General features: G+C 47.7%; 17 protein-coding genes. 7 read left to right on the plus strand and 10 right to left on the minus strand.

From position 1 onward, the window contains the following. The first annotated feature begins 818 nt into the window (after positions 1-818). The gene (locus tag B157_RS0120695; RefSeq protein WP_020605218.1) at positions 819-1,808 is read left to right on the plus strand and encodes a phospholipase D-like domain-containing protein; all 990 of its coding nucleotides are present in this window, start codon (positions 819-821) and stop codon (positions 1,806-1,808) included. A gap of 313 nt (positions 1,809-2,121) precedes the next feature. Here the strand turns inward: B157_RS0120695 and B157_RS0120700 are convergent, their stop codons facing one another. The 8 genes from B157_RS0120700 to B157_RS0120735 form a co-directional block, all read right to left on the minus strand. Then, entirely contained in the window at positions 2,122-3,039 is a 918-nt protein-coding gene (locus tag B157_RS0120700) for a BT4734/BF3469 family protein (protein WP_084761850.1), read from the minus strand. A 103-nt stretch (positions 3,040-3,142) separates the two neighbouring features. Continuing rightward, positions 3,143-4,378, minus strand: a complete 1,236-nt coding sequence (locus B157_RS0120705; RefSeq protein WP_020605220.1) for an AAA family ATPase — start codon at positions 4,376-4,378, stop codon at positions 3,143-3,145. 65 nt (positions 4,379-4,443) lie between these two features. Beyond that, positions 4,444-4,968: a VRR-NUC domain-containing protein gene (locus B157_RS36935; RefSeq protein WP_020605221.1), complete on the minus strand. Its 525-nt coding sequence runs from the start codon at positions 4,966-4,968 to the stop codon at positions 4,444-4,446. Continuing rightward, positions 4,965-5,264: a helix-turn-helix domain-containing protein gene (locus B157_RS0120715; RefSeq protein ID WP_020605222.1), complete on the minus strand. Its 300-nt coding sequence runs from the start codon at positions 5,262-5,264 to the stop codon at positions 4,965-4,967. Before B157_RS0120715 ends, B157_RS36935 begins: the two co-directional genes overlap by 4 nt. Before the next feature lie 82 nt (positions 5,265-5,346). After that, on the minus strand, positions 5,347-6,189 hold the full coding sequence (locus B157_RS0120720; protein WP_157618526.1) for a hypothetical protein: 843 nt from the start codon (positions 6,187-6,189) through the stop codon (positions 5,347-5,349). Positions 6,190-6,261: 72 nt separating this feature from the next. After that, positions 6,262-7,617, minus strand: coding sequence for a site-specific integrase (locus tag B157_RS35815; RefSeq protein ID WP_041952222.1), 1,356 nt, complete (start codon positions 7,615-7,617; stop codon positions 6,262-6,264). Positions 7,618-8,012: 395 nt separating this feature from the next. Beyond that, a complete protein-coding gene (locus tag B157_RS0120730) occupies positions 8,013-9,383 on the minus strand; it encodes a sensor histidine kinase (RefSeq protein WP_020605225.1) in 1,371 nt (456 codons plus the stop codon). Position 9,384: 1 nt separating this feature from the next. Then, complete coding sequence (locus tag B157_RS0120735) at positions 9,385-10,332, minus strand: acyl-ACP desaturase (RefSeq protein WP_020605226.1); 948 nt, start codon at positions 10,330-10,332, stop codon at positions 9,385-9,387. Positions 10,333-10,519: 187 nt separating this feature from the next. Between B157_RS0120735 and B157_RS0120740 the strand changes: the two genes are divergently transcribed. Then, positions 10,520-11,296, plus strand: a complete 777-nt coding sequence (locus tag B157_RS0120740) for a lysophospholipid acyltransferase family protein (RefSeq protein ID WP_020605227.1) — start codon at positions 10,520-10,522, stop codon at positions 11,294-11,296. A 31-nt stretch (positions 11,297-11,327) separates the two neighbouring features. Here the strand turns inward: B157_RS0120740 and B157_RS0120745 are convergent, their stop codons facing one another. Further along, on the minus strand, positions 11,328-12,758 hold the full coding sequence (locus B157_RS0120745; RefSeq protein WP_020605228.1) for a sigma-54-dependent transcriptional regulator: 1,431 nt from the start codon (positions 12,756-12,758) through the stop codon (positions 11,328-11,330). Positions 12,759-13,007: 249 nt separating this feature from the next. On the opposite strand from B157_RS0120745, the gene B157_RS0120750 reads away from it, so the two are divergent. From B157_RS0120750 to B157_RS0120770, 4 genes are all read left to right on the plus strand, one after another. Next, on the plus strand, positions 13,008-14,708 hold the full coding sequence (locus tag B157_RS0120750; RefSeq protein ID WP_020605229.1) for an ArnT family glycosyltransferase: 1,701 nt from the start codon (positions 13,008-13,010) through the stop codon (positions 14,706-14,708). 236 nt (positions 14,709-14,944) lie between these two features. After that, a complete protein-coding gene (locus B157_RS0120760; RefSeq protein ID WP_026308848.1) occupies positions 14,945-16,192 on the plus strand; it encodes an efflux RND transporter periplasmic adaptor subunit in 1,248 nt (415 codons plus the stop codon). 41 nt (positions 16,193-16,233) lie between these two features. Further along, the gene (locus B157_RS0120765; protein ID WP_020605232.1) at positions 16,234-16,911 is read left to right on the plus strand and encodes an ABC transporter ATP-binding protein; all 678 of its coding nucleotides are present in this window, start codon (positions 16,234-16,236) and stop codon (positions 16,909-16,911) included. A gap of 21 nt (positions 16,912-16,932) precedes the next feature. After that, positions 16,933-17,457 (plus strand): hypothetical protein, encoded by a 525-nt coding sequence (locus B157_RS0120770; RefSeq protein WP_026308849.1) that lies wholly within the window; start codon positions 16,933-16,935, stop codon positions 17,455-17,457. Positions 17,458-17,463: 6 nt separating this feature from the next. On the opposite strand, the gene B157_RS0120775 is transcribed toward B157_RS0120770, so the two are convergent. Further along, positions 17,464-17,907, minus strand: coding sequence for a PDDEXK family nuclease (locus B157_RS0120775; protein ID WP_020605234.1), 444 nt, complete (start codon positions 17,905-17,907; stop codon positions 17,464-17,466). A gap of 39 nt (positions 17,908-17,946) precedes the next feature. On the opposite strand from B157_RS0120775, the gene B157_RS0120780 reads away from it, so the two are divergent. Next, positions 17,947-20,319, plus strand: a complete 2,373-nt coding sequence (locus B157_RS0120780) for an ABC transporter permease (protein WP_020605235.1) — start codon at positions 17,947-17,949, stop codon at positions 20,317-20,319. Positions 20,320-20,328: the final 9 nt, after the last annotated feature.

Genomic DNA, 20,328 nt, shown 5'->3' on the forward strand with positions numbered 1-20,328 from the left:
GGAAACGGGCATGTTCCGCTGGAAGACGACCTTCGGGGAGCGGTTATCAACCCGTTTGCTGGCCAATCAACAAGCTGAAGCTCACGTGAAGGCAAACTGCCTAAACCGATTCACAAAATTAGGGATGCCCAAAGCTGTAATGCGAGTACCTACGTAGCCATGCAACAAAGCCAACTAAAGATAAAAGATTTCACTATAATCAGATTAAATCTAATACTCAATATTGTTCTTTTTCTCCTAAAAAAGCAAAAAACGATGAATGGTTAGCCTCTCATCCTGATGCACTTTACGATACTTTCAATAAACTATTAGATTGTACAGTTCAAGTTAATGAGGACTTTAGTGATTGGCTTCCAAAGTCGGTTTTTAGAAATGAAGTTTACGCAAAGATTCATTATCCTCTTCTAATACTTCAAAATGATTTATACGAAGCTTCTCAAGATGGAGAAATTATTGACATACAAAAAAAGAAACATATAATATATGAGTTTAATAGGTTCCAAGACCAGCCTGAAACTCTACTTATTGACGTAATATCAGAGGATTATTTAAAGGATTATATCAAATTACTAAAAACTGACATGGAAAGTCTGAAAAAATATTATGTAAAATATTATAAGAATAAAACAATCGTTCCGATTGATAAAAATGAGTTCGAGAAGCTTATGCCTGATACAGAATAGACTATTATCGTTTAAATGCTGGGCACAAAAAAGGACTTTACTATATCGTTACCTAACTGAAACAGCCTTATAATACCACGTTTTATAAGGCACGAAGGCGGTGGCTAAGCAAAAAAGGTATTATTTTAATAAAGCATGGAAACAGCATATTTTTCAGGAATTAGACAGGCTATCATTAATGAACTTGACCTAGCAGAAAAATCTATTAAAATAGCTGTTGCTTGGTTTACTAGCCAAGAACTATTCGAGAAGATTATCGAGAAAAAATCTGCCGGTTTGGATATACAGATTATAATACTAGATGACTATATTAATAATAGAGTTGATGGATTAGATTTTCAAAAATTCATTGACATGAAAGGAAAGTTAATGTTTTGCCATCCCGACAAGCCAATTCATCATAAATTTTGTTTAATTGATGAAGATGTTTTAATAAATGGGTCATATAACTGGACATATTTTTCTGAGAAAAGAAATTACGAAAACATAGTAGTTACAAAAGGCAATAAGCATATCATTAGTCAATTCTCGGAATTTTTTCTAAAGTTATGTTCCACATTAGATATAGTTCAAGGAAAAATCGAAAGGAAAGTAATGCCCGAAAGCACTCATGAGAAAGGTGGTATTAACGAATATATAATCTATGATCTTCAATACAAGAACGAAAAAAATGACCCACCCGTAATTTTTGAAATTGCACCAAATTTATTGACTGATTCAAAAATGTTAGTTAGTAAGGAGCAAGATGTACTTGCTCTTAAAATGGAGAAAAAGGCAAGCTTATCCCTAGGTATGATTGCTATAATTGGCGGGATATCAGGGAAATTTTTAAGGTTTATAGAAAAAAACCAAGTAGTACCTTGCAATAAAACAATAACACTAAACAGTGGCTTTGATAACATGAGTATTGGTAATGTCATTATTTGTAGTACTGAAGATAATATTGATGTTAATAACCATCTTCAATTTAAGGTAACAGGCTTCATACCTGATATTGCTGGAAAATCTAGCATGACTGTAACTTTACACTTAGATGAAACTGGCAAACTAACTGTATCCGCTCACAACAATGATACAGCAGAAGTATTTGTTCAAACTTATGAGAATAACAGCTTGGTTTATTAGTTTGCTGTCAATTTTTGTTGTTTTCTTTATCAGTAAAATTTACCTCCAGGTGCTTCATGAAATACATCTAATATGATATATTTCATGTATAATATTGTTTAACAGTGCCATATAATATTGTACTTTATTGAAGCTTATGATTTCTGGTTGTTTTGCTGTTATCAAAGATATTTAGCACAAAATTGGGTAGTCAGTTACTCTACTTGTGATTTGTCAGGTTTAAATATCGATCTAGGATTATCTGCTCATTCTGTAATTGTATTAACTTTAACTGGATACAGAATGTGGTCAGGTAATGACTGTATGAATAGGTTTAGGTACCTAAATAAATGGGTTTTGTCATACCGTATCGAATACCATCCCGAATAGTTTTTTGGGATTTGGTGAACGTCGGCCATCCACTCGCTACTGTCTCTAGCGCGTAAATGGCGGTCTGCTCATCCAGTCGGCCCGCTCCTATGTATCCACCTGCTACCGTTGCCGCTTTCAATAATGTTTCGTGCCGTTGCCCCTCACCAGCGGCTTGTGTGAAGCGTATCAGCCGGTTTTGTAGTTCATCCTCATATAGCCCCTTAAGGCGACTCTGAACGGCCGAATTACTCCAGGTGGGGTGGGATTGAGGTTTAGGTAAGTCGTGCCATTCAAAAAGCATCACTTTGTCAGACTGGTACGGGGCAGGGTCGTACGAGTAACCGCGTAGGCTGGCCACGTTACGGGGCTTCGTATCAATGTGAATACCGTAGTGAGCAAATACCCGTTTGAGTCGGTCAAAGTGCTGACCGTGCCGTTCGGGGTACGCTATCGGCACCAGTCCCCAATACCCTTTTCCTGATGCTGACAGGCCGCAATAAGCCACAAAGGGGAGTTTGCTAATTTGGAGTTTCAGGCTGGCATAGTTGCGTATTTGGCGGTTATCGGCCAAATCAATATCGAACTGGATCAGGCGGGTATGACTACCCGGCACTAGGTCGGATTCTTTCCGGTAGGTAAATACCCCACTTGGGGTAATAGCGGGCAAGGTGGCTTTGATGCTATCACGTAGGACCTTATCATCAACTAGCCGCAAGGCTTCAATCTTAGGGCGGTGCTTTTCCGAACGAATCCAAGTAAGCAGGTTAATCGTTACGGGGTTGGCGGGGGTCTCATAGTTTTTGAAACAACTAACCGATACATTCAGCACGTCTTGTGTTAGTTGGTAAGTAGGCATCTTTATGTCGGATAGGTCAGTCATTGCTAACTGCCAAAGCAGGTGCTAGACATATTTTAGCAGTACAGAAAGTGTCTGCCAACTGCCAAAGGCCATATAGGGGATTTGGCAGTTGGCAGACACTTTTTTAGTCAATCGGCGTCAATTGGTAAAACTGATCGCGTCCTTTGCGAAACTCATCCAATCGAACGGAGCGGCTTTCCTCATCGAACATGGTCGGTTGTTCCTCCCGAATAGTTTTCAGCCGTTCCCGGATGGTAGCGTTTTTGGCTCTAAACTCGCTTTCTAGCGCCTTGAACACTGCTCCTTTAATCATAGGCCCATCTGTAAGCAAACTAATCAACCGGTCGGCTATATCCTCTGTATCGGCTTTTAGTTTGCGGTGGTTGATGTGTGCGGCTACCTGATCGGCTCCGGCCAAATCCAGACCGTTGGATTCTTTTCTAAATTGCAGATAGAGAGGTTCAGGTCGTTTGCCTCGCCGTAGTTTCAGATAGCGCAATCGTATCAAGTCGGTATCATTGCCGCTGGTATCTTTTTCGAAACCAATCTGTAAAACGGTGCTGGCTTTGTTGGCGGCTTCGGTGCCAGTGTGCCCTCTGGCTTTTTCGGTGCCGGGGTTCTGGTGGATAACAAGCAAAAAGGTAGCGTTATGTTTATCGCACAGATTGCCGATAAAGTCATAGAGCCGCATGGATTCTTTCGCGTCGTTAAAGTCTCCTACAGCATCGGTGACCACGTCAATCAGGACGAATAGATGCAATGCCGTAGTATTGCGAACGTGGCTAATAAACGCTTCTATAGCACCGAAACGTCGAGAGCGCTCAGTTGCTTTAATGGACGTAAAGCGAAAGTCAGCGGGTAAATCTAACAAAGAGTAACCTGCTCTTAGTTTGATTCCCTGAATAGCAAAGGGCAATTCCTCGCTCTGATTTCGTTCGGTATCGATGTAGCAGATACTAAACCGCTCCATGACTGCCCGTTCAAAATTCAGAAATTGCGGGTTATCAGGTTCACTTGTCAACATCAGCGCGGCTAAGAGTTCAGCCAGTCTTGACTTATGACTACCGTAAGCACCCTGAATGATATTGATCGTTCCGCGTCCAATAATTCCGGTATCGGCTCGACTAATCAAAGGAGGGCTAAAAACAACGGCTTTAGTAGCGGCATCCGATAAGAGCCGTTCCCGTTCCAGCAAGGGAGCTAATAATTGCTGTCTAGCGGCTTCTTCATTGTTGGTGGCGATCTGCTTCTGTAGGGTTTCTTTAATGGCATTCTCGCTCTTGTGCTGTTCAAATTGCGCTGGGTCGAACCCGTCGATATGAACGTCGTAGGGCCTATCTTTGTCGTGTTGCTGATACATAGCAATAAAGTTTTAGATGGGCCGATGCTGGCAGGCATACGGCCCTTTTTTTGAATAATCTGGCCTTAATTCTTTTTGAAGCTATCGAGATCAGGGGTAGCCAGGTGCGGAATTGGGTGCCGTTGGTGGTAAATGGGGATTGGCCTTTGAGGAATAGGTATAATATAGGATTTGAACCACGCCGTAAATTCATCAAATGAGTGAGCCACATAGATAATTGCCCCTGCATCAGTTAAGTCCGCGTGTGTCTGTTTTTGCATTTCTGACAGACGGTCTTTCCCGACTTTGACCTCGATACCAACAAATTGCCCGTTTATGCAAGCTAGCACATCTGGCAAGCCCGAAACCTGCTGACTATTGACAAACTTTTTCAAGTCGGCTCTATACGTTCCGGTGCTGTTGATTCGTGAAGCCCACCCACCGTTGGCCCGCACGTATTGGACTATACGGCGCGTTAATGCATTCGCCGTTTCGTTCCTCGGCTTGGAAGTACTTCGGGACTTGCGGGCGGTTTGTTCCGTAATGAAAGCCTGTAATTGACGGAAACCGGGGACGGGCTTATCCATGCCGGGGGTCTGGTGCTGACTCATGCTGCTGTCCCCTTTTTAGTTGGGCGGGCTGCTGCTATCACCTCAGAGCGTAGATACCGAACTTGGTTTCCAATCCGACGCGGGTTAAGAATGCCGGGGGTGGGTTTGCTCCATTGCCATACGGTGACTTTACTAACCTTCAACAAGGTGGCCGTTTCTTCGGGCGTTAAAAGTTCGTCGGCATCGGGGGCTGGAGTAATGGCCGGGCGGTGGTATTGAAAGGCAACGGCCACCGATTCAACAACCAAGTTTTTCAGTTGGTCGGGAGTTGTTAGAATGAAGTTATTTGCATCCATGTTTTTGCAAATTTTGCGTTAGACATGGGACAAAATTGGCTCACCGTTTAGGCGAAAACTTGCACATTCCGCACTGATGCGGTTAGTGCGGAATATTGATTTTAAAAAAAAGATTTGCGTCCTTGCTACCTTTGGCCGTATCGTAGTAGGTACGCTTGCTTACGGTAAATCCGTCCAACTCTTTAGTCAATATGGGTGCAACTATCTCAAAGCTGTTAGTGCGAATCTTTTTCTTATCGTATAGCCAGTCAATCCAAGCCAATACTACAAACTTTTTGAAGCCCTTTTTACTTTTTCCTGCCTCGTATTGATGCAGCACCTTAACGCATGGGGCAATATCAGTGGGATCTTTGAACAGTTCCTCAAAAGAAGTATATTGAGGTAGTAAATCCTTCGCAGGTCCTGCTGCCTTCACGCTAACAGATAGCTGACTGAATAGCTGGATAACAAAATCATAATAGAAGTAGCGAGCCGGTTTATCCTCTGGAAAATCTTTATCCTCTGTAAACGGTGGCTCGTAAAGAAATTCTTCCAGCGTCCAATCTTTAACGGCATGGAACAAGTGTTTAACCGCCCGTCTTTCGGTCACTTCAAAAGCCTGCTGTTGAATCTTGGGCAGTAAATTACCCACAAGTTGTTCTAAATGGATACTGCGCCGGGCAATGAGATCTTTCGTCCTTTGTAGCCACTCGGTTGCTTTAGGCTCCCACTGCTCACGTAGTGGAGTACGATGTATTTTTGATGCACTTAATGCACTTATAGCAATTTGCTCACCACCTAAAGCCAGAAGCGGGGTTGGTAGTGTAGGTAGAGGTAAGACCGATTGCCAGTCATTAGCAGCCAATATTGAGGTCCAGGTCTGACTATTGGCGGCACGTATTGCAGTGGCGAATAGTTTGTTAAGCTGTTTCTCCGTGTAGGGCATTGTCATACTGCGATAAGTGATACAGCCCACCGTAGGTGTTCAGACCTCGGTGGGCTTTTTGAGTGAATAAGGTCAGGATACTTTGCGCAGTGGCAAGGTCGCTGCGGGCTTCTGTCCAAGATAGTGCCGCATCAGATCAAGGGTTTCTGTAGCATCAATCTTGATGTACTTCAAAAACTCGGATTCTTTCTTATGGCCGGTCAACTTCATTATTAACAGCGTCGGCATCCCCCGTTTAAACATATTGGTAGCGAAAGAACGGCGAGCCGTGTGCGTTGTGACTAACTCCCATTTTTCCACACCTGACGAAAGACCGCTACTGTAACCGTCCGACGTTTTGACTACGGCTTTACCGCCTTTTGTCACGTGCTTTAGAACGCGCTCGTTAATCTCGGTCAACTGGCAGACTTCCTTTAAGTAGTCGTTCGTTTTCTGGTTCGATATACCCGCTGGCAGACAGTTATTGTACTTGGCGAGTAGTTGCGTAACGGCATCGTTAACAATCGGAATCTGCACCCGTCCTCCTGTTTTGCGCTGGCGTAAATCAACGTACTGGTTTCCGTAGTCATCCGTTTTGATATGTTCCGGCTGCAACGTCGAAAAGTCGGAAAAGCGTAAACCAGTCCAAGCGGCAAAAATGAACAGATCGCGTACTTTCTCCAGCCGGTGTGTTTTGGTCAGGTCATAGGAGTAGATACGCTCTAACTCCGTTTCGGTTAGATAGACGTTCTCGGAATCTTCCCGCAAATTGGCAAACTTTCGGAATGCCATATTTGTGGTAAAGTCCTCATCAACGGCAGCACTCATAAAGCCTTTGACATTCTCAATATATTTGCTGACGTTGTTGGTGGCGTAGTTTTTTGCTGTTAGCCACACCGTAAATGCTTTGTAGAACCCGGCATCTATTTTGTCAAAATCAAGTGAGCGCGGGTAAGTCGCTGCGAACGCTTCCAAGCCGTTCAGCGTCGTTTTATAGCGTCGTATTGTATCGGGTGAAATAAAGCGTCCTGACCTTGCCTTTGAGCCACGTACAAGCCGGGTAGGGCAGGTATCAATATACCATCGAATGAATGCTAACAGGTCGGTCGGTTTCTGTTCCTCGGCAACGGGATTTAGAAAAGCGTCGATACGTGCCTTTACGTTTTCTTTGGTCAGTTCGATTTGCTTGGATTTCAGATCGGTAATGATGCTGCTGATAGCTGTCTCTATGTTGTTCAGGTAGTCGTTGATCTGGTCTTTGTCCAAAGCGTCAACTACGTTTTTTACCCGGCTCTTGCGGGTGTCCCAATGAGTAGGCAATACCTTAAAGCCAGTACCAATATTAATACGCTCGTTATTGAACCGAACAGCACAAGTGATTGGAGTAGGCTTCTTTGCTTTTGGGTCACGAAGCAGGTATGTAACGGGGCTGTTAGTTGTGCGTGGCATAGTCCGTATGTTCGTTTAGTTTATATACCAAATATAAATAGATATACGAAACGGTGTACGGAATGGTGTACGGAATGAGTTGATTTATTTGAATCCAGCTTAATTTTACTTAATCAGTGTAAAATGAAAAGCCGCCTATACGATTAAATAAGGCGGCTTTTTGAGTGTTTTTAGCGGACTATCGTAATGGTAAAATTAACTAGGTTTGTGTCTCGCCTTCGGCACATTACAACGGTCTGTAAGTTAACTACTTACAGACCGTTTTTTTGTTGAATCGGCGTTGATGCCAAGGGAATGGCAGATTCGTCATTCAAAATCCGTTAGCCAAGGTGCCGTCAGATATCCCTTTAAAGTGGTTTAGCGAATATACTCAAGCGATGTGCCAGCTCATTCTTCTAGAAATTAAGGCTGAATGTACTCCCGGCCTTTGGGGTGGAGAGGGCCGTGAGTTGGCCATTATGAAGTTGCATAATCTGGCGCGATAGACTTAGGCCGATTCCGGAACCTGTTTTTTTGGTGGTGTAGAACGGGATGAAAATCTGTTCCATGGCTTCTGGTTCAATGCCTGGCCCATTATCGATAACCCGAAGCACGACCCGCGCTCCTACTGATTCGGCTTCGAGCTGAATGGTTGGTTGCACTACCTCTCCCAAACTTTCCACCGCGTTCTTAATCAGATTCAGCAACACCATTTCAATTTGGGCTGCGTCAGCCCGTATGGCCAGGTTTGGCGAGGTAACCCGAACAGTCAGCTGGCACTGGGGCGCATTGGCCTGCGCTAATTGGCATACTTTGCGCAGAAAAGGCTCAACCGGCACGTCAGAAAAAACGGGTTGGGGAATGGTCGTGAAGTTCCGATATGCATCCACAAACCGCATAATGCCCTCGCCCCGCTGTTCAATTGTCGTCAACGCATCACGTAAATCATCAAGGGGGGAGGAAGGGAGAAAAAGAGAGGAGGAGAGCAATTTTCCCTCTTTCTTATCCTCCTCTCCTTTCCCCATCAAATCAATTTCCACAATATCGCGCATGGTACCAGCCAGAGATACAATGGGCGTAATGGAGTTCATGATCTCGTGCCGAAGAACTTTTGTCAGGTTTTGCCAGGCTTCCAGTTCGCGCTGTTGTAGCTCTGTTCGGATGTTTTGTAAGGAAACGACCGTGACCAAACGCCCGCGCAACCGAACCGATGTACAGCGCACCGACAGTTCACCATCGGCACCGGTCTGATACGAAACCGGGGTGGACGATGTCTTGGCCGAACTCAGCAAATGACTTAGTTCCGGGTGCGTGGCATCAAGATCATTCAGGGTGCGGAGCCGGTAAATACTGAGTAACCGGAGGGCGGCCTGATTAACTAACTCCACCTGCCCGGCGGCATCGAAGGTTAGTAGTCCGACGCCAACGTGTTGTACGATCGTGTTGACATAGTGCAGGTTTGCTTCTTTCTCAGCCCGTGCCTGCCGGAATGCATCTAGTACCTCGTTAAACTGGCTGTTGAGTTCGTGGAAAGAAGGGCCAAGATTACTGTCGGCACGGAAAGCAACGGCAAAGTCAGAGTAACGTACCGATTCCAGAAACCGGGTTAGTTTTCGGTTTAAGCTGGTAACAAACCGGTATAGACTGATAACAATAGAAAACAGGGCTACGCCTAAAGGAAAAAGCAGTAACCCATTCACCGCCTGTAGCCAATAGTATGTAAGGGCACTGACCAGAAGGATAATACTAACGATACGCCAGCCGATACCGATAGCGAACCGATTCATATTAAGCAGCAATCCAGCTAAAGGGGTACTCCAGCATCGGGACTTTGGTCCGTTCGGCTACCCGGCGCAACCGGCCGGGCAGGGCCATCAGGTAATCGCGGGCGCGCTGACCGGCATCGCTGAGGTCATTGACAGACTCGATGTTCCAGTCGACCAGCAGCGATTCGGCAATCTCGATGTAATCCATCGTTGTGTATACACCCAGACGCTGGGCGGCATCGGAAAAATGGCTGAACGTTTCGCTGATTTTTACGCCTGTTTCGCGCAGGAAGTGAGCGGGCATCACAATTTTCTTGCGCATCATATCCTCAAAAGCCAGCATCATACCAGTCGGGTCAACTTCGAGAATCTGGGACACGAATGCTTTGTAGGCCTTGGCGTGTCGTAATTCGTCGGAGGCAATGACGCCACAAATCTTCGACAACTGCACGCAGCCAGCCTGCTTGGCCAGCGTAGCCGTACGGCGGTGCGATACGTTGGTAGCCAGTTCCTGAAAGGAGGTATAAATGAAATTCCGGTAGGGGTCGCGGCCGGTGCCAATATCGAAACCGTCGGCAATCAGGTATTGGGTCGATACTTCCATCGCCCGCATATTGACCCGCCCCGACAGGTATAAAAACTTGTTCAGTAAATCGCCGTGCCGGTTTTCTTCGGCAGTCCAGCTTCTAATCCAGCGTGTCCAGCTATTGGGCTCTGCCTGATTGACGCCTTCCATATCCATCAGCCACGATTCGTAGGTGGGTAACGCTTCCTCCGTAATCGTATCGCCTACCAGCACCGCTACATAATCGTACGACAGTTCGCGGGTGCTCTCCCGTAACTGTTTTACTTCGTCCAGAAACGTTTCTCTGGTCGTATCGGGCAGAAAATCGGCGGGTTGCCAGTTTGTTTCAACGGGTTTCAAATATGCATCGATGGACGCGTCGATTTTTTCACCGACGAATCGCATAACTTCCAAACGTGTGCCAGATAAACTCATGGACTGATCAAACAAAAAAAAATGAACGACTAGTTAAATGATTGGGTAAAGTTCGACAATATAACTGATTGAATTGGGTTGGACTTCGCTTTTTCTGTGTGGAGAACCGTATCGGTGCATTAATTTTGGTGCGTCGAATCCTGACAGATTATACTGTATGAAAAAACTCCTCGATTATATACTAACCGTTATTTACCTGGTTTACTTCGGCCTGGTGCTGTGTTTTTTTCACCTGGCGCAGGTTGTTGCCTGGCACGGGTTTGGGAGACGGGCGCATAAGAAATCGGTCGACTGGATGAATGCCTTTATCGCCTATGGCTGGTATTTGACCGGTAGTACCATCCAGTTCAACGACCGGACCGATACGCCTACCGACCGACCGATTATTTTCGTGGCTAACCACCAGAGTATGTTCGATATTTCGCCTATTATCTGGTTTCTGCGCCGACACACGCCCCTTTTTGTATCGAAAATAGAGCTGGCTCACGGCATACCGGGAATTTCCTACAATCTGCGTAAAAGTGGAGCGGCCCTCATCAATCGGAAAGACTCAAAGCAGGCTATCGTAGAAATTGCCCGTCTGGGAAAACTTATCAAGGACACTAACCATTCGGCGGTGATTTTTCCGGAGGGGACGAGAAGCCGCGCTCCCAAAGATGGAAAAACATATTCTGCCGCCTATCCTATGCGCCCGTTTGTGGCGGGTGGCGTTGCCACACTGCTAAAACGGGCACCTAATGCGCTGGTGGTTCCGGTTGCCATTCGGGGCACGGGCCACTTCAACCCCACAGGCTTGTTTCCACTCCGGTCTTTTTCGCAGATGTCGTGGCAGGTGCTGCCCGGCATTGAACCCGCCAACCGCTCGGTGGATGAAGTCGTGCAGCTAGCCCGGACAATGATTGCCCGGGAGTTAGGGCAACTTGAGGAGGAGTAATAGGGCCTAAGTTAACGCGGTTTCTTGTTCATTAGAGCCCGAACTTCTCCAGCCGCCTATAAAGTGCCTGCCTCGACAAGCCCAGTTCCCGGGCTACATCGGTGATGCTGCCCCGGTGTTTCTGCATCGCCTGTTGAATCAGTTGGCGTTCCATATCTTCCAGTTGCAGCGTTTCGTTAACCGGTGATGCCGCGGCCGACCCATTTTTGAAGATAAAATGGTCGGGTTCCAGCAAGACTCCCGAATTTTCATTTGTTGGAACCTCGCCAGGTCGGGCCACGTCAGGCCGGTCCATACCAGGACGGGCAAGGATAACGGCTCGTTCGATGGCATGTTGTAACTCACGCACGTTACCCGGCCATTGATATTGCTTCATATCGGCCAGTAAGGCCGGACTCAGGCCAGAAACGGGCCGGTTGTACTGCTTCGCGTATTTTTTCAGGAAATGGTCAGCTAATGGCCCAATGTCGGAGGGGCGGCTACGCAAGGGGGGTAAGTTAAATTCAATCGTGTTGATTCGGTACAGTAAATCCTGCCGGAACCGAACCGTCGGACCGTCCCGGGAACTTACCCGTTCAGAGATGTCGGCGTTAGTCGCGCAGATGAGCCGTACATCAATCGGGCGGGCTTTGTTCGAGCCAACACGCGTTACCTGACGGTGTTGCAGTACGGTGAGCAGTTTGGCTTGCTGCGATGCGCTCAGGTTTCCAATTTCGTCCAGGAAAATAGTGCCCCCGTTGGCTTCTTCAAAGCGTCCGGCCCGGTCGTCGCGGGCATCGGTAAAGGCTCCTTTCACGTGGCCGAACAACTCACTTTCAAACAAGCTTTCGGTCAGGGCACCCACGTCAACACTCACGTAAGGTTTGTTGTGCCGGTTCGACTGGTCGTGAATAGCGCGGGCAATCAGGTCTTTCCCGGTGCCGTTTTCGCCCAGAATCAACACATTGGCATCGGTGGGAGCGACCTGGGCAACTGTATCCAGAATAGGCCGCATGGCTGCCCCGATGATACCAGACTGCTTACCGGTTTTTCGGGCTGAGGAACCCTGCCCATCTGCCTCAGGCTGATTTTTATCTACTTCCCCTTTACGGACAGCCCCGCGAATAGTGTCCAGAAACTTATCGTTTTGCCAGGGTTTCAGCACAAAATCAACGGCACCGGCTTTGATCGCCCGCACGGCCATTTCAACATCGCCATAGGCGGTAAACAGCACAACCCGCGCTTTGGGGTCGAGGTCCAGAATACGGTCGAGCCAGGCAAAGCCTTCGCGTCCGCTGCTCACATCCCGCTGAAAATTCATGTCGAGTACAATGGCATCGTATCGATTGTTATTGAGCAGGAACGGCAGTTTTTCGGGGTTTTTTTCAATATCTACCGAGCCAACGTGCCGTTTGAGCAATAATCGGGCAGCCAGCAACACGTCTGGGTCGTCATCAACGAGTAAGAGTTTGGCATCTTGCATAGTATAAAGATAACGGACTGGCGAATTTGTTGCACGCCGACCTCGATTCAAGAACGAATTACGGTTTTCTTCCGTACTTTGATTCTCAAATTGTCGTAAATGGTCATTATTATCATTAGGTGGTCATTAATAGTCATTGAGTTGTCATTGTTGGTCATTAATTGGTAATCTTGGGCAGTAATGACGGCGAAGCGTAAGGACCAGTAATGACAGCAAAGTATAATGACAGCGAAGCGTAAAGACCGCCAAATGAATGATTCTCTTCCTGATCGTTGGTTTTATGGGCTTGTAGCCGTTGGTGTACTGCTGAACATGACGGGGCTGTTTCCGCCCATCATGGAACTTGACGGAGCACTGTATGCCTGTATTGCCAAACAGATGGCGCAAACGGGTGATTTTGTCAACCTCTACGCAGTAGGTACCGATTGGCTCGACAAACCTCACTTCCCGTTTTGGGTCGCGGCCCTGAGTTTTCGGGTTTTCGGTATCAATACCTTCGCATACAAGTTTCCGGCCCTGCTTTTTTTTCTGGGCAGTGTGGCTTACACCTATCATTTTGCCCGGCTGGTTTACCCGAAGATAGTAGCACAAGTGGCTTCTCTGGTGCTGTTGACAGCGTTTCACGGCGTTTTATCCAACAGCGATGTGCGGGCCGAACCCTACCTGATGCCGCTTATCATCGGGGCTGTGTACCATTTCTGGCGGGTGTTTAAGGGTACACCCGCCAGCAACTTCCATGTGCTGGTGGGCTCTCTCCTCACGGGCTGCGCCCTGATGACCAAAGGTGTTTTTGTACTTATCCCCATTGGTGCAGGTTTGGTCTTGCACTGGATACTGATCGGCCATTGGCGCGAATTACTGAAACCACGCTGGTACGTGGCTGTTGCGCTGTCATTCGTTTTCACTCTCCCTGAGGTTTACTGCCTGTATCAACAGTTCGATTTGCACCCGGAGAAGGTAATCTTTGGCCAAACAGGCGTATCGGGTATCCGTTTTTTCTTTTGGGATAGTCAGTTTGGGCGATTCTTCAATACAGGTCCTATCAAGGGAGAAGGCGACAAGTTTTTCTTCGTCCATACCCTGCTGTGGGCATTTATTCCCTGGTCGTTACCCCTGTACGCGGGGGTAGGAAAAGCATTGGCGGGACTGTTCCAACAACGAAAACAGTTCTTTAACCAGCCGGGTCCTGAGTATGTATCACTCGGTTCCGGGCTGGCTACCTTTGCCCTTTTCTCCCTGTCAGGTTTTCAGCTACCCCATTATCTGAACATCGTTTTTCCTTTCTTTGCCATCCTGACAGCGCAGTTTTTAGTTGGTCTGAAACCAATTGCCCTGCAACGGTGGGCTATTGCTCAAACCATCATCGGACTATTGCTGATTGCGGTAATGGCCTGGCTGCTGAACCTGGTACAACCGGAACATCGTCAACTGGCCCTGGCATTCATGCTGGTTAGTGCCATTAGTGCCTTTCTGCTCTTCCGGCAAAATAATTTAATGGGGTTAACGGGTCGGATGGTTGGGGTTATGTTCGTGCTGGCCAGTGCATTGAACTTGTTTTTATACCCTACTTTTCTGCGTTATCAGGCCGGTAGTGCAGCCGCCGACTATGCAAATACTCAGCCGACCACAGCCAGCCACTCAACCATTTTGTATGAACCTGGTACGGGCGTGGGGGGCGGTAGTTTCTGGTCGTATGAATTTTATGCAAAAGCCCCTACGCAGTATGCCCGCACCGATTCTACCCTGAGTGCGCAGCTACAGACAGGTTCCCAACAGGTATTTACATCGGCTGAACTGGCCGATTCCCTTAGCAATCGGGGCTTCACCGTTCGTACGCTGGCCGTGTTCCCCTATTACCACGTTAGTCAGCTGACGTATGATTTCCTGAATCCTACCACCCGGTCCCAAACGCTGTCGGCTTACGTGCTCGTGTCAATTGCAAATGAGTAAATCGTGAATGAGCAAGGGGCATACCGGCCTGACCTGCGTTCCAAAAACGGACATTTTCCGTCCGAAAGCGGACAGGTATACAGCCTTTGTATCGCTTAATAAACTGATAGTCAAAGGCAAGATCTAACTGGCATGACTATTGGCACAAGACCTTTTGAGCAATGAGTTCAGGATTGAATAACACGGCCTCCAGACTATTCACTCATTCACTCATTCATTAAATCACTCATTGAACAATGGATCGCGTCTTACCTAAACGATTTTGGACAACCCAACGCATGGCTCTATTCGGGGGCAGTGCGCTGATTCTGGGCTTATTGGTGTATACGTTCTTTTTTACTGACCGCCGGTCGAAACTGAACGTTGAAAAAGATAAAATAACTGTCTCGACCGTCTCAACCGGACCATTTGAGGATTTCATTGCCGTAACCGGTGTAGCACAACCGCTGAAAACAATCCGGCTCGATGCCATTGCCGGCGGTTATGTTACCGAGAAACTCGTAGAAGGTGGTACCAAAGTAAAGCAGGGCGATGTATTGCTGCGCCTGGAAAACCAAACCCTGCGACTCAACTTTCTCCAGTCAGAAACCGAAGCCAACCGGCTGGTGAATGACTTGCAGAATACCCGGCAACGGCTGCGTGTGGAACGGTTTTCCCTGCGCAAAACGCTGTCGGACCTCGATTTTCAGATCAATCAGGCCAAAGACGTGTTCGACCGGCAGGCAACTTTATACAACCAGAAAGTTATTTCGGCCCAGGAATACACGAAAGCCAAACTGGATTACGAACGGCTGATTGAACAACGGAAAATTGAGGTCGAATCCCAGAAGTACCAGGATGACAACGCCCGTACGCAGATTAAACTGCTGGAAGGTACGCTGGCCCGTACGCAGAAAAACGTGGCGCTCTGGCAGCAAACGCTCAATAACCTGGTGGTGAAAGCGCCCGTGTCCGGCCTGTTATCATCTATGGATATTGAAGTTGGCTCAAATATCAACCAGGGGCAGAACATTGGTCAGATTGATGATCTCAACGGGTTTAAAATGCGGGTTGGTGTCGATGAACACTACAATAACCGCCTGTTTACGGGGCTAACCGGCTCCTTCGAGTATAACGGACAACAGCACGAACTGGAAGTTACCCGCGTTTATCCAGAATCCCGTAATGGCCGTATCGATGTGGATATGAAGTTCCTGAAAGAAGCCCCCAAAGGACTCAAGCGCGGTCAGTCGACGCCCATCCAGTTAGAACTGGGGAAAGCGGCCAAAGCCACGCTGTTGCCCGTTGGCGGTTTCTTCTCCGATACGGGTGGAAACTGGGTCTACGTCGTGAGTAAGGCCGGCAACCGGGCAGTGAAGCGAAACATTACCCTGGGTCGTAAAAATCCCGAATATTACGAAGTGCTGGAGGGGCTCCAACCCGGCGATCAGGTCATTACGAGTAGCTACGAAAATTTTGGTGACAATGAGGTATTGGAGTTTTAACTTCTAGATTTTAAATCCCCGTTCAGACATTTTTACAGATCATGATCCAAACACTTAATCTTCAGAAACTCTTCGCTACCGAAGAAGTAGAAACCACCGCCCTAAATGGTATTAACATGGAGGTGAAAGATGGCGAGTTTGTGGCCATCATGGGACCATCCGGCTGTGGCAAATCGACCCTGCTCAACATCCTGGGCCTACTTGATAATCCCAGCGACGGAGAGTACAATTTTTACGGAACGGCGGTAGCCAACATGACCGAACGGCAACGGGCACAGCTGCGCAAAGGCTCCATCGGCTTCGTGTTCCAGAGCTTCAACCTGATTGACGAACTGACCGTATACGAGAACGTAGAACTTCCGCTGCTCTACCTGAAAACCCCCGCCGACGAGCGTAAAAGCCGGGTAGAAACGGCACTGGAGCGGATGGGTATCATGCACCGACGCAACCACTTCCCGCAGCAGCTATCGGGTGGTCAGCAACAGCGTACAGCCATTGCCCGGGCGGTGGTAGCCAAACCCAAGCTGATTCTGGCCGATGAACCGACGGGTAATCTCGACTCGAAAAATGGCGAGGAGGTGATGAAAGTACTGAGCGAACTGAATGACGAAGGCACAACCATCATTATGGTAACCCACTCACCCTACGATGCTGGTTTCGCGCATCGGATTGTAAACCTGTTTGATGGGAAAGTGGTAACGGAGAATTTTCATGTGTAGCATCATTACCCGAATGAGATTATGAAAACTCTGCTTCTCGGTCTGCTACTAACCAGTTTTACAATGCTGGCGCAGACACCTGCACACTCAAATTTGAATACGTCGGTTAACGACAACGGAAAAACGTTCTCGATCCAGATTGATGGCGACAGTAATGGTAAGGCCGTCCATTATAAGCGAACATTCGATGTAGCTGGTATGAGCCAGGAACAAAAAGAAGCGATGAAAAACCGGGTGCTGGATTCGCTGGGTCTGGGGGAGGAACCACCCCGACCGGCCCAGCCAAATACACCGATGACCTCAGGCGTGGAGAAGGTTAGTTTCACCTGCCCGACCTGTACAGGGAAAACCAAAATCAGCATCAGCGGAAACGGATTTTCGGCAGAGCGCGAGATAGAGGACGATAAAAATAAACCGGCGTTTCCGTTCGATCTGGAAATACCGCCGGGTGCTTACCGGTATGAGTACCGGCAGAATGATGTGCTACAGATGCAATTGCCCTTTTTGGTGAAAACCGGTCAGAAAAACACGGTGCAGGTGAAGTAAGGGAATTTATAGGAAGGTGTTCAAATCCAGTTGCAGCAATTCGGAGAATGATGATTCGGTTGGTAGCCCACCATCGCCGAAGCAGTATCGAAACCACTGTTTGGTTTTGTAATTGTAAACGAATCCTTCGCGGATGCCATACAGATCGTTGTCAATCAATTGAACAACTTTCTTCATATCGTCCTTTTTTCCTTTGCTTTTACAGACCTCAATAATGATCGGCGTTTCGTCGGTATTGTTGTCAACTAGTGACAGATCAGGAACAGGACTGGCTTTTGCATCATCGAGCATTGTTTCAGGAAGTGGTTCCAGTTGAATCGTCTTCTGATGATAGTAGCGAATGCCCAGACCAATTGTCAGTTTGGAAATAATTCGCTGATGATCAGCAGGAGCCCAAACGCCTTGATCTTCATGGGCAAGCGAGGGTAAGGTCGATGGGGGAAAATACATAGCTGGTTATTGATTTACACAAACTTACCCAAAAGCACCATGTTTCGCAACTACCTCAAAGTCGCTCTCAGAAGCCTGCTGAAGCAAAAACTCTACTCCGGTATCAACGTGTTTGGGCTGGCGCTGGGTATGGCCTGTGCGCTGCTCATTGGCCTTTGGGTACACGACGAACTTAGCTACGACCGTTTCCTGCCTGATGCCGACCGTATCTGTTTTGTGCGGGTAAACTTTCCGTACAATGGCGATACTACAACAAATTCGGTAACACCGGGCCCACTACAGGAGGCCATTGCGCAGAGCGTGCCGGAAGTGGCGGCTGTAACCAAAATCAACTACGGCCCCGAATACCTGGTTAAAGCGGTCGACAGTCCGTTTGGCGAAAAATCCACTAAAGAAAAGGGGCATTTTGCTACGGCTGACTTTTTTGGTGTGTTCGATCTACCCGTCGTTTATGGTAATCCTAAAACGGCACTAGCCCAAACCAATCAGATTGTTATTACCCGAAAATTGGCGGAGAAATTCTTTCCGAATGGCCTGGCAATCGGCAAAACGCTGCAACTCGATAACAAAAAATTCTATGTAGTGGGTGCCGTGATTGACGATCTCCCCGCAAACTCGACCCTGCAATTCGACTGGCTGGTTAACTGGAAGGTGCAGGAAGAGGACTGGATGAAAACGTGGGGTAATAATTCGTTTCAAACGTTTGTACGGTTGAACCCCAATACCACCCTGGAGCAGACCGAAGCCGTCATGAGTACTGTTTATCCGCGTTTCGCGGGGAAAAACTTTGAAACGGCTCGCCCTACACTACAACCCTTCACGGATTATCATCTTTACTCCGAATTCAAAAAGGGCAAAAGTGTTGGCGGGCGCATTGAGTACGTCCGTATTTTCTCCATCGTTGCCCTGTTTATTCTGCTGATTGCCTGCATCAATTTCATGAACTTAGCCACGGCCCGCTCAGCCATGCGGGCGAAGGAAGTAGGGGTTCGGAAAGTAGTAGGAGCTGGGCGCACCTCACTGGTTGGGCAATTCCTGAGCGAGTCGGTATTAACGAGCCTATTGGCCGTTTTGCTGGCTCTGATACTGGTTTGGCTGGTGCTGCCAACATTCAATGCTCTATTCGATAAACAGCTCGCTCTTGACCTGACCGAACCAGTTTTGTGGCTCACTATTCTGGGCCTGGTATTGATCACCGGGTTTGTGTCGGGCAGTTATCCAGCCTTGTTTCTGTCGTCGCTGCAACCGATCAAAATTCTTAAAGGTCGATTGCAGTTTGGTGCTGGACCGGCCCTGTTTCGTCGGGCATTAGTAGTGTTTCAGTTTTCGCTGTCCATTTTCCTGATTGTCGGGATGCTGGCCGTTGGTCGGCAGATGGATTATCTGCGTACAAAAAACCTGGGTCTCGACCGGGAGAATGTAATTTATGTACCGCTGGAAGGGGATATTGCGCAACCGAAACGAATAGAAGCATTTCGGCAGGAAGTGATGGGCCAGCCATCTGTTTCGGCGGCAACCACCTCCATGATGCTTCCGATAAACGTGCAAAGTACATCGGGCGACCTACAGTGGCCCGGCAAAGATCCCAACTTGCAAACTAACGTTTCCTGCATGTTTGTGGGTGGTGATTTTGTCCGGACCATGAACATACAACTACTCGATGGCCGCGACTTTCGACTAAATAGCCCTGCCGACACGTCAAATTACCTCATCAATGAAGCAGCCGCCAAACTGATGGGAATGAAAAAGCCCGTTGGTGAAGAGGTTCAATTCTGGCCAGGTAAAGGCAGAATCATTGGGCTGATGAAAGATTTTCATATTGGCTCTATGCATCAGGCCATCACCCCGTTGATCTTGGCCTTCGATGCCCGCAATACAAGTTACCTGCTGGTAAAAACCAACTCCAGACAAACCACCCGCGCCATTGCCGATCTGGAACGAATAACCAAACAGTTCAACCCCAACTATCCCTTCACGTACCACTTTCTGGATGAAGATTACGAGAAACTTTACCGCAATGAACAGCAGGTTAATACACTCGTTAATTATTTCGGATTACTCGCCATTTTGATTTCATGCCTGGGCCTGTTCGGGCTGGCTGCATTTACCGCCGAGCAGCGCACGAAGGAAATAGGCGTGCGTAAAGTACTGGGTGCAAGCGTTGCCAGTATCGTTGGACTGCTCTCCAAAGACTTCCTGAAATTAGTAGTGATCGCCCTCCTCCTGTCCTCACCTCTGGCGTGGTGGGCAGTGAGCAAATGGCTGGGTACGTTCGTCTACAGTACCCCGCTAAACTGGTGGGTGTTCGCTTTGGCGGGTCTGCTAGCGGTGGGCATCGCGCTGTTGACGGTCTCGTTCCAGTCGATCAAAGCCGCCCTGATGAACCCCGTCAAATCACTCCGTTCCGAATAAACACCTACA

This window comes from Spirosoma spitsbergense DSM 19989 (genome assembly GCF_000374085.1).
GTDB lineage: Bacteria > Bacteroidota > Bacteroidia > Cytophagales > Spirosomataceae > Spirosoma > Spirosoma spitsbergense.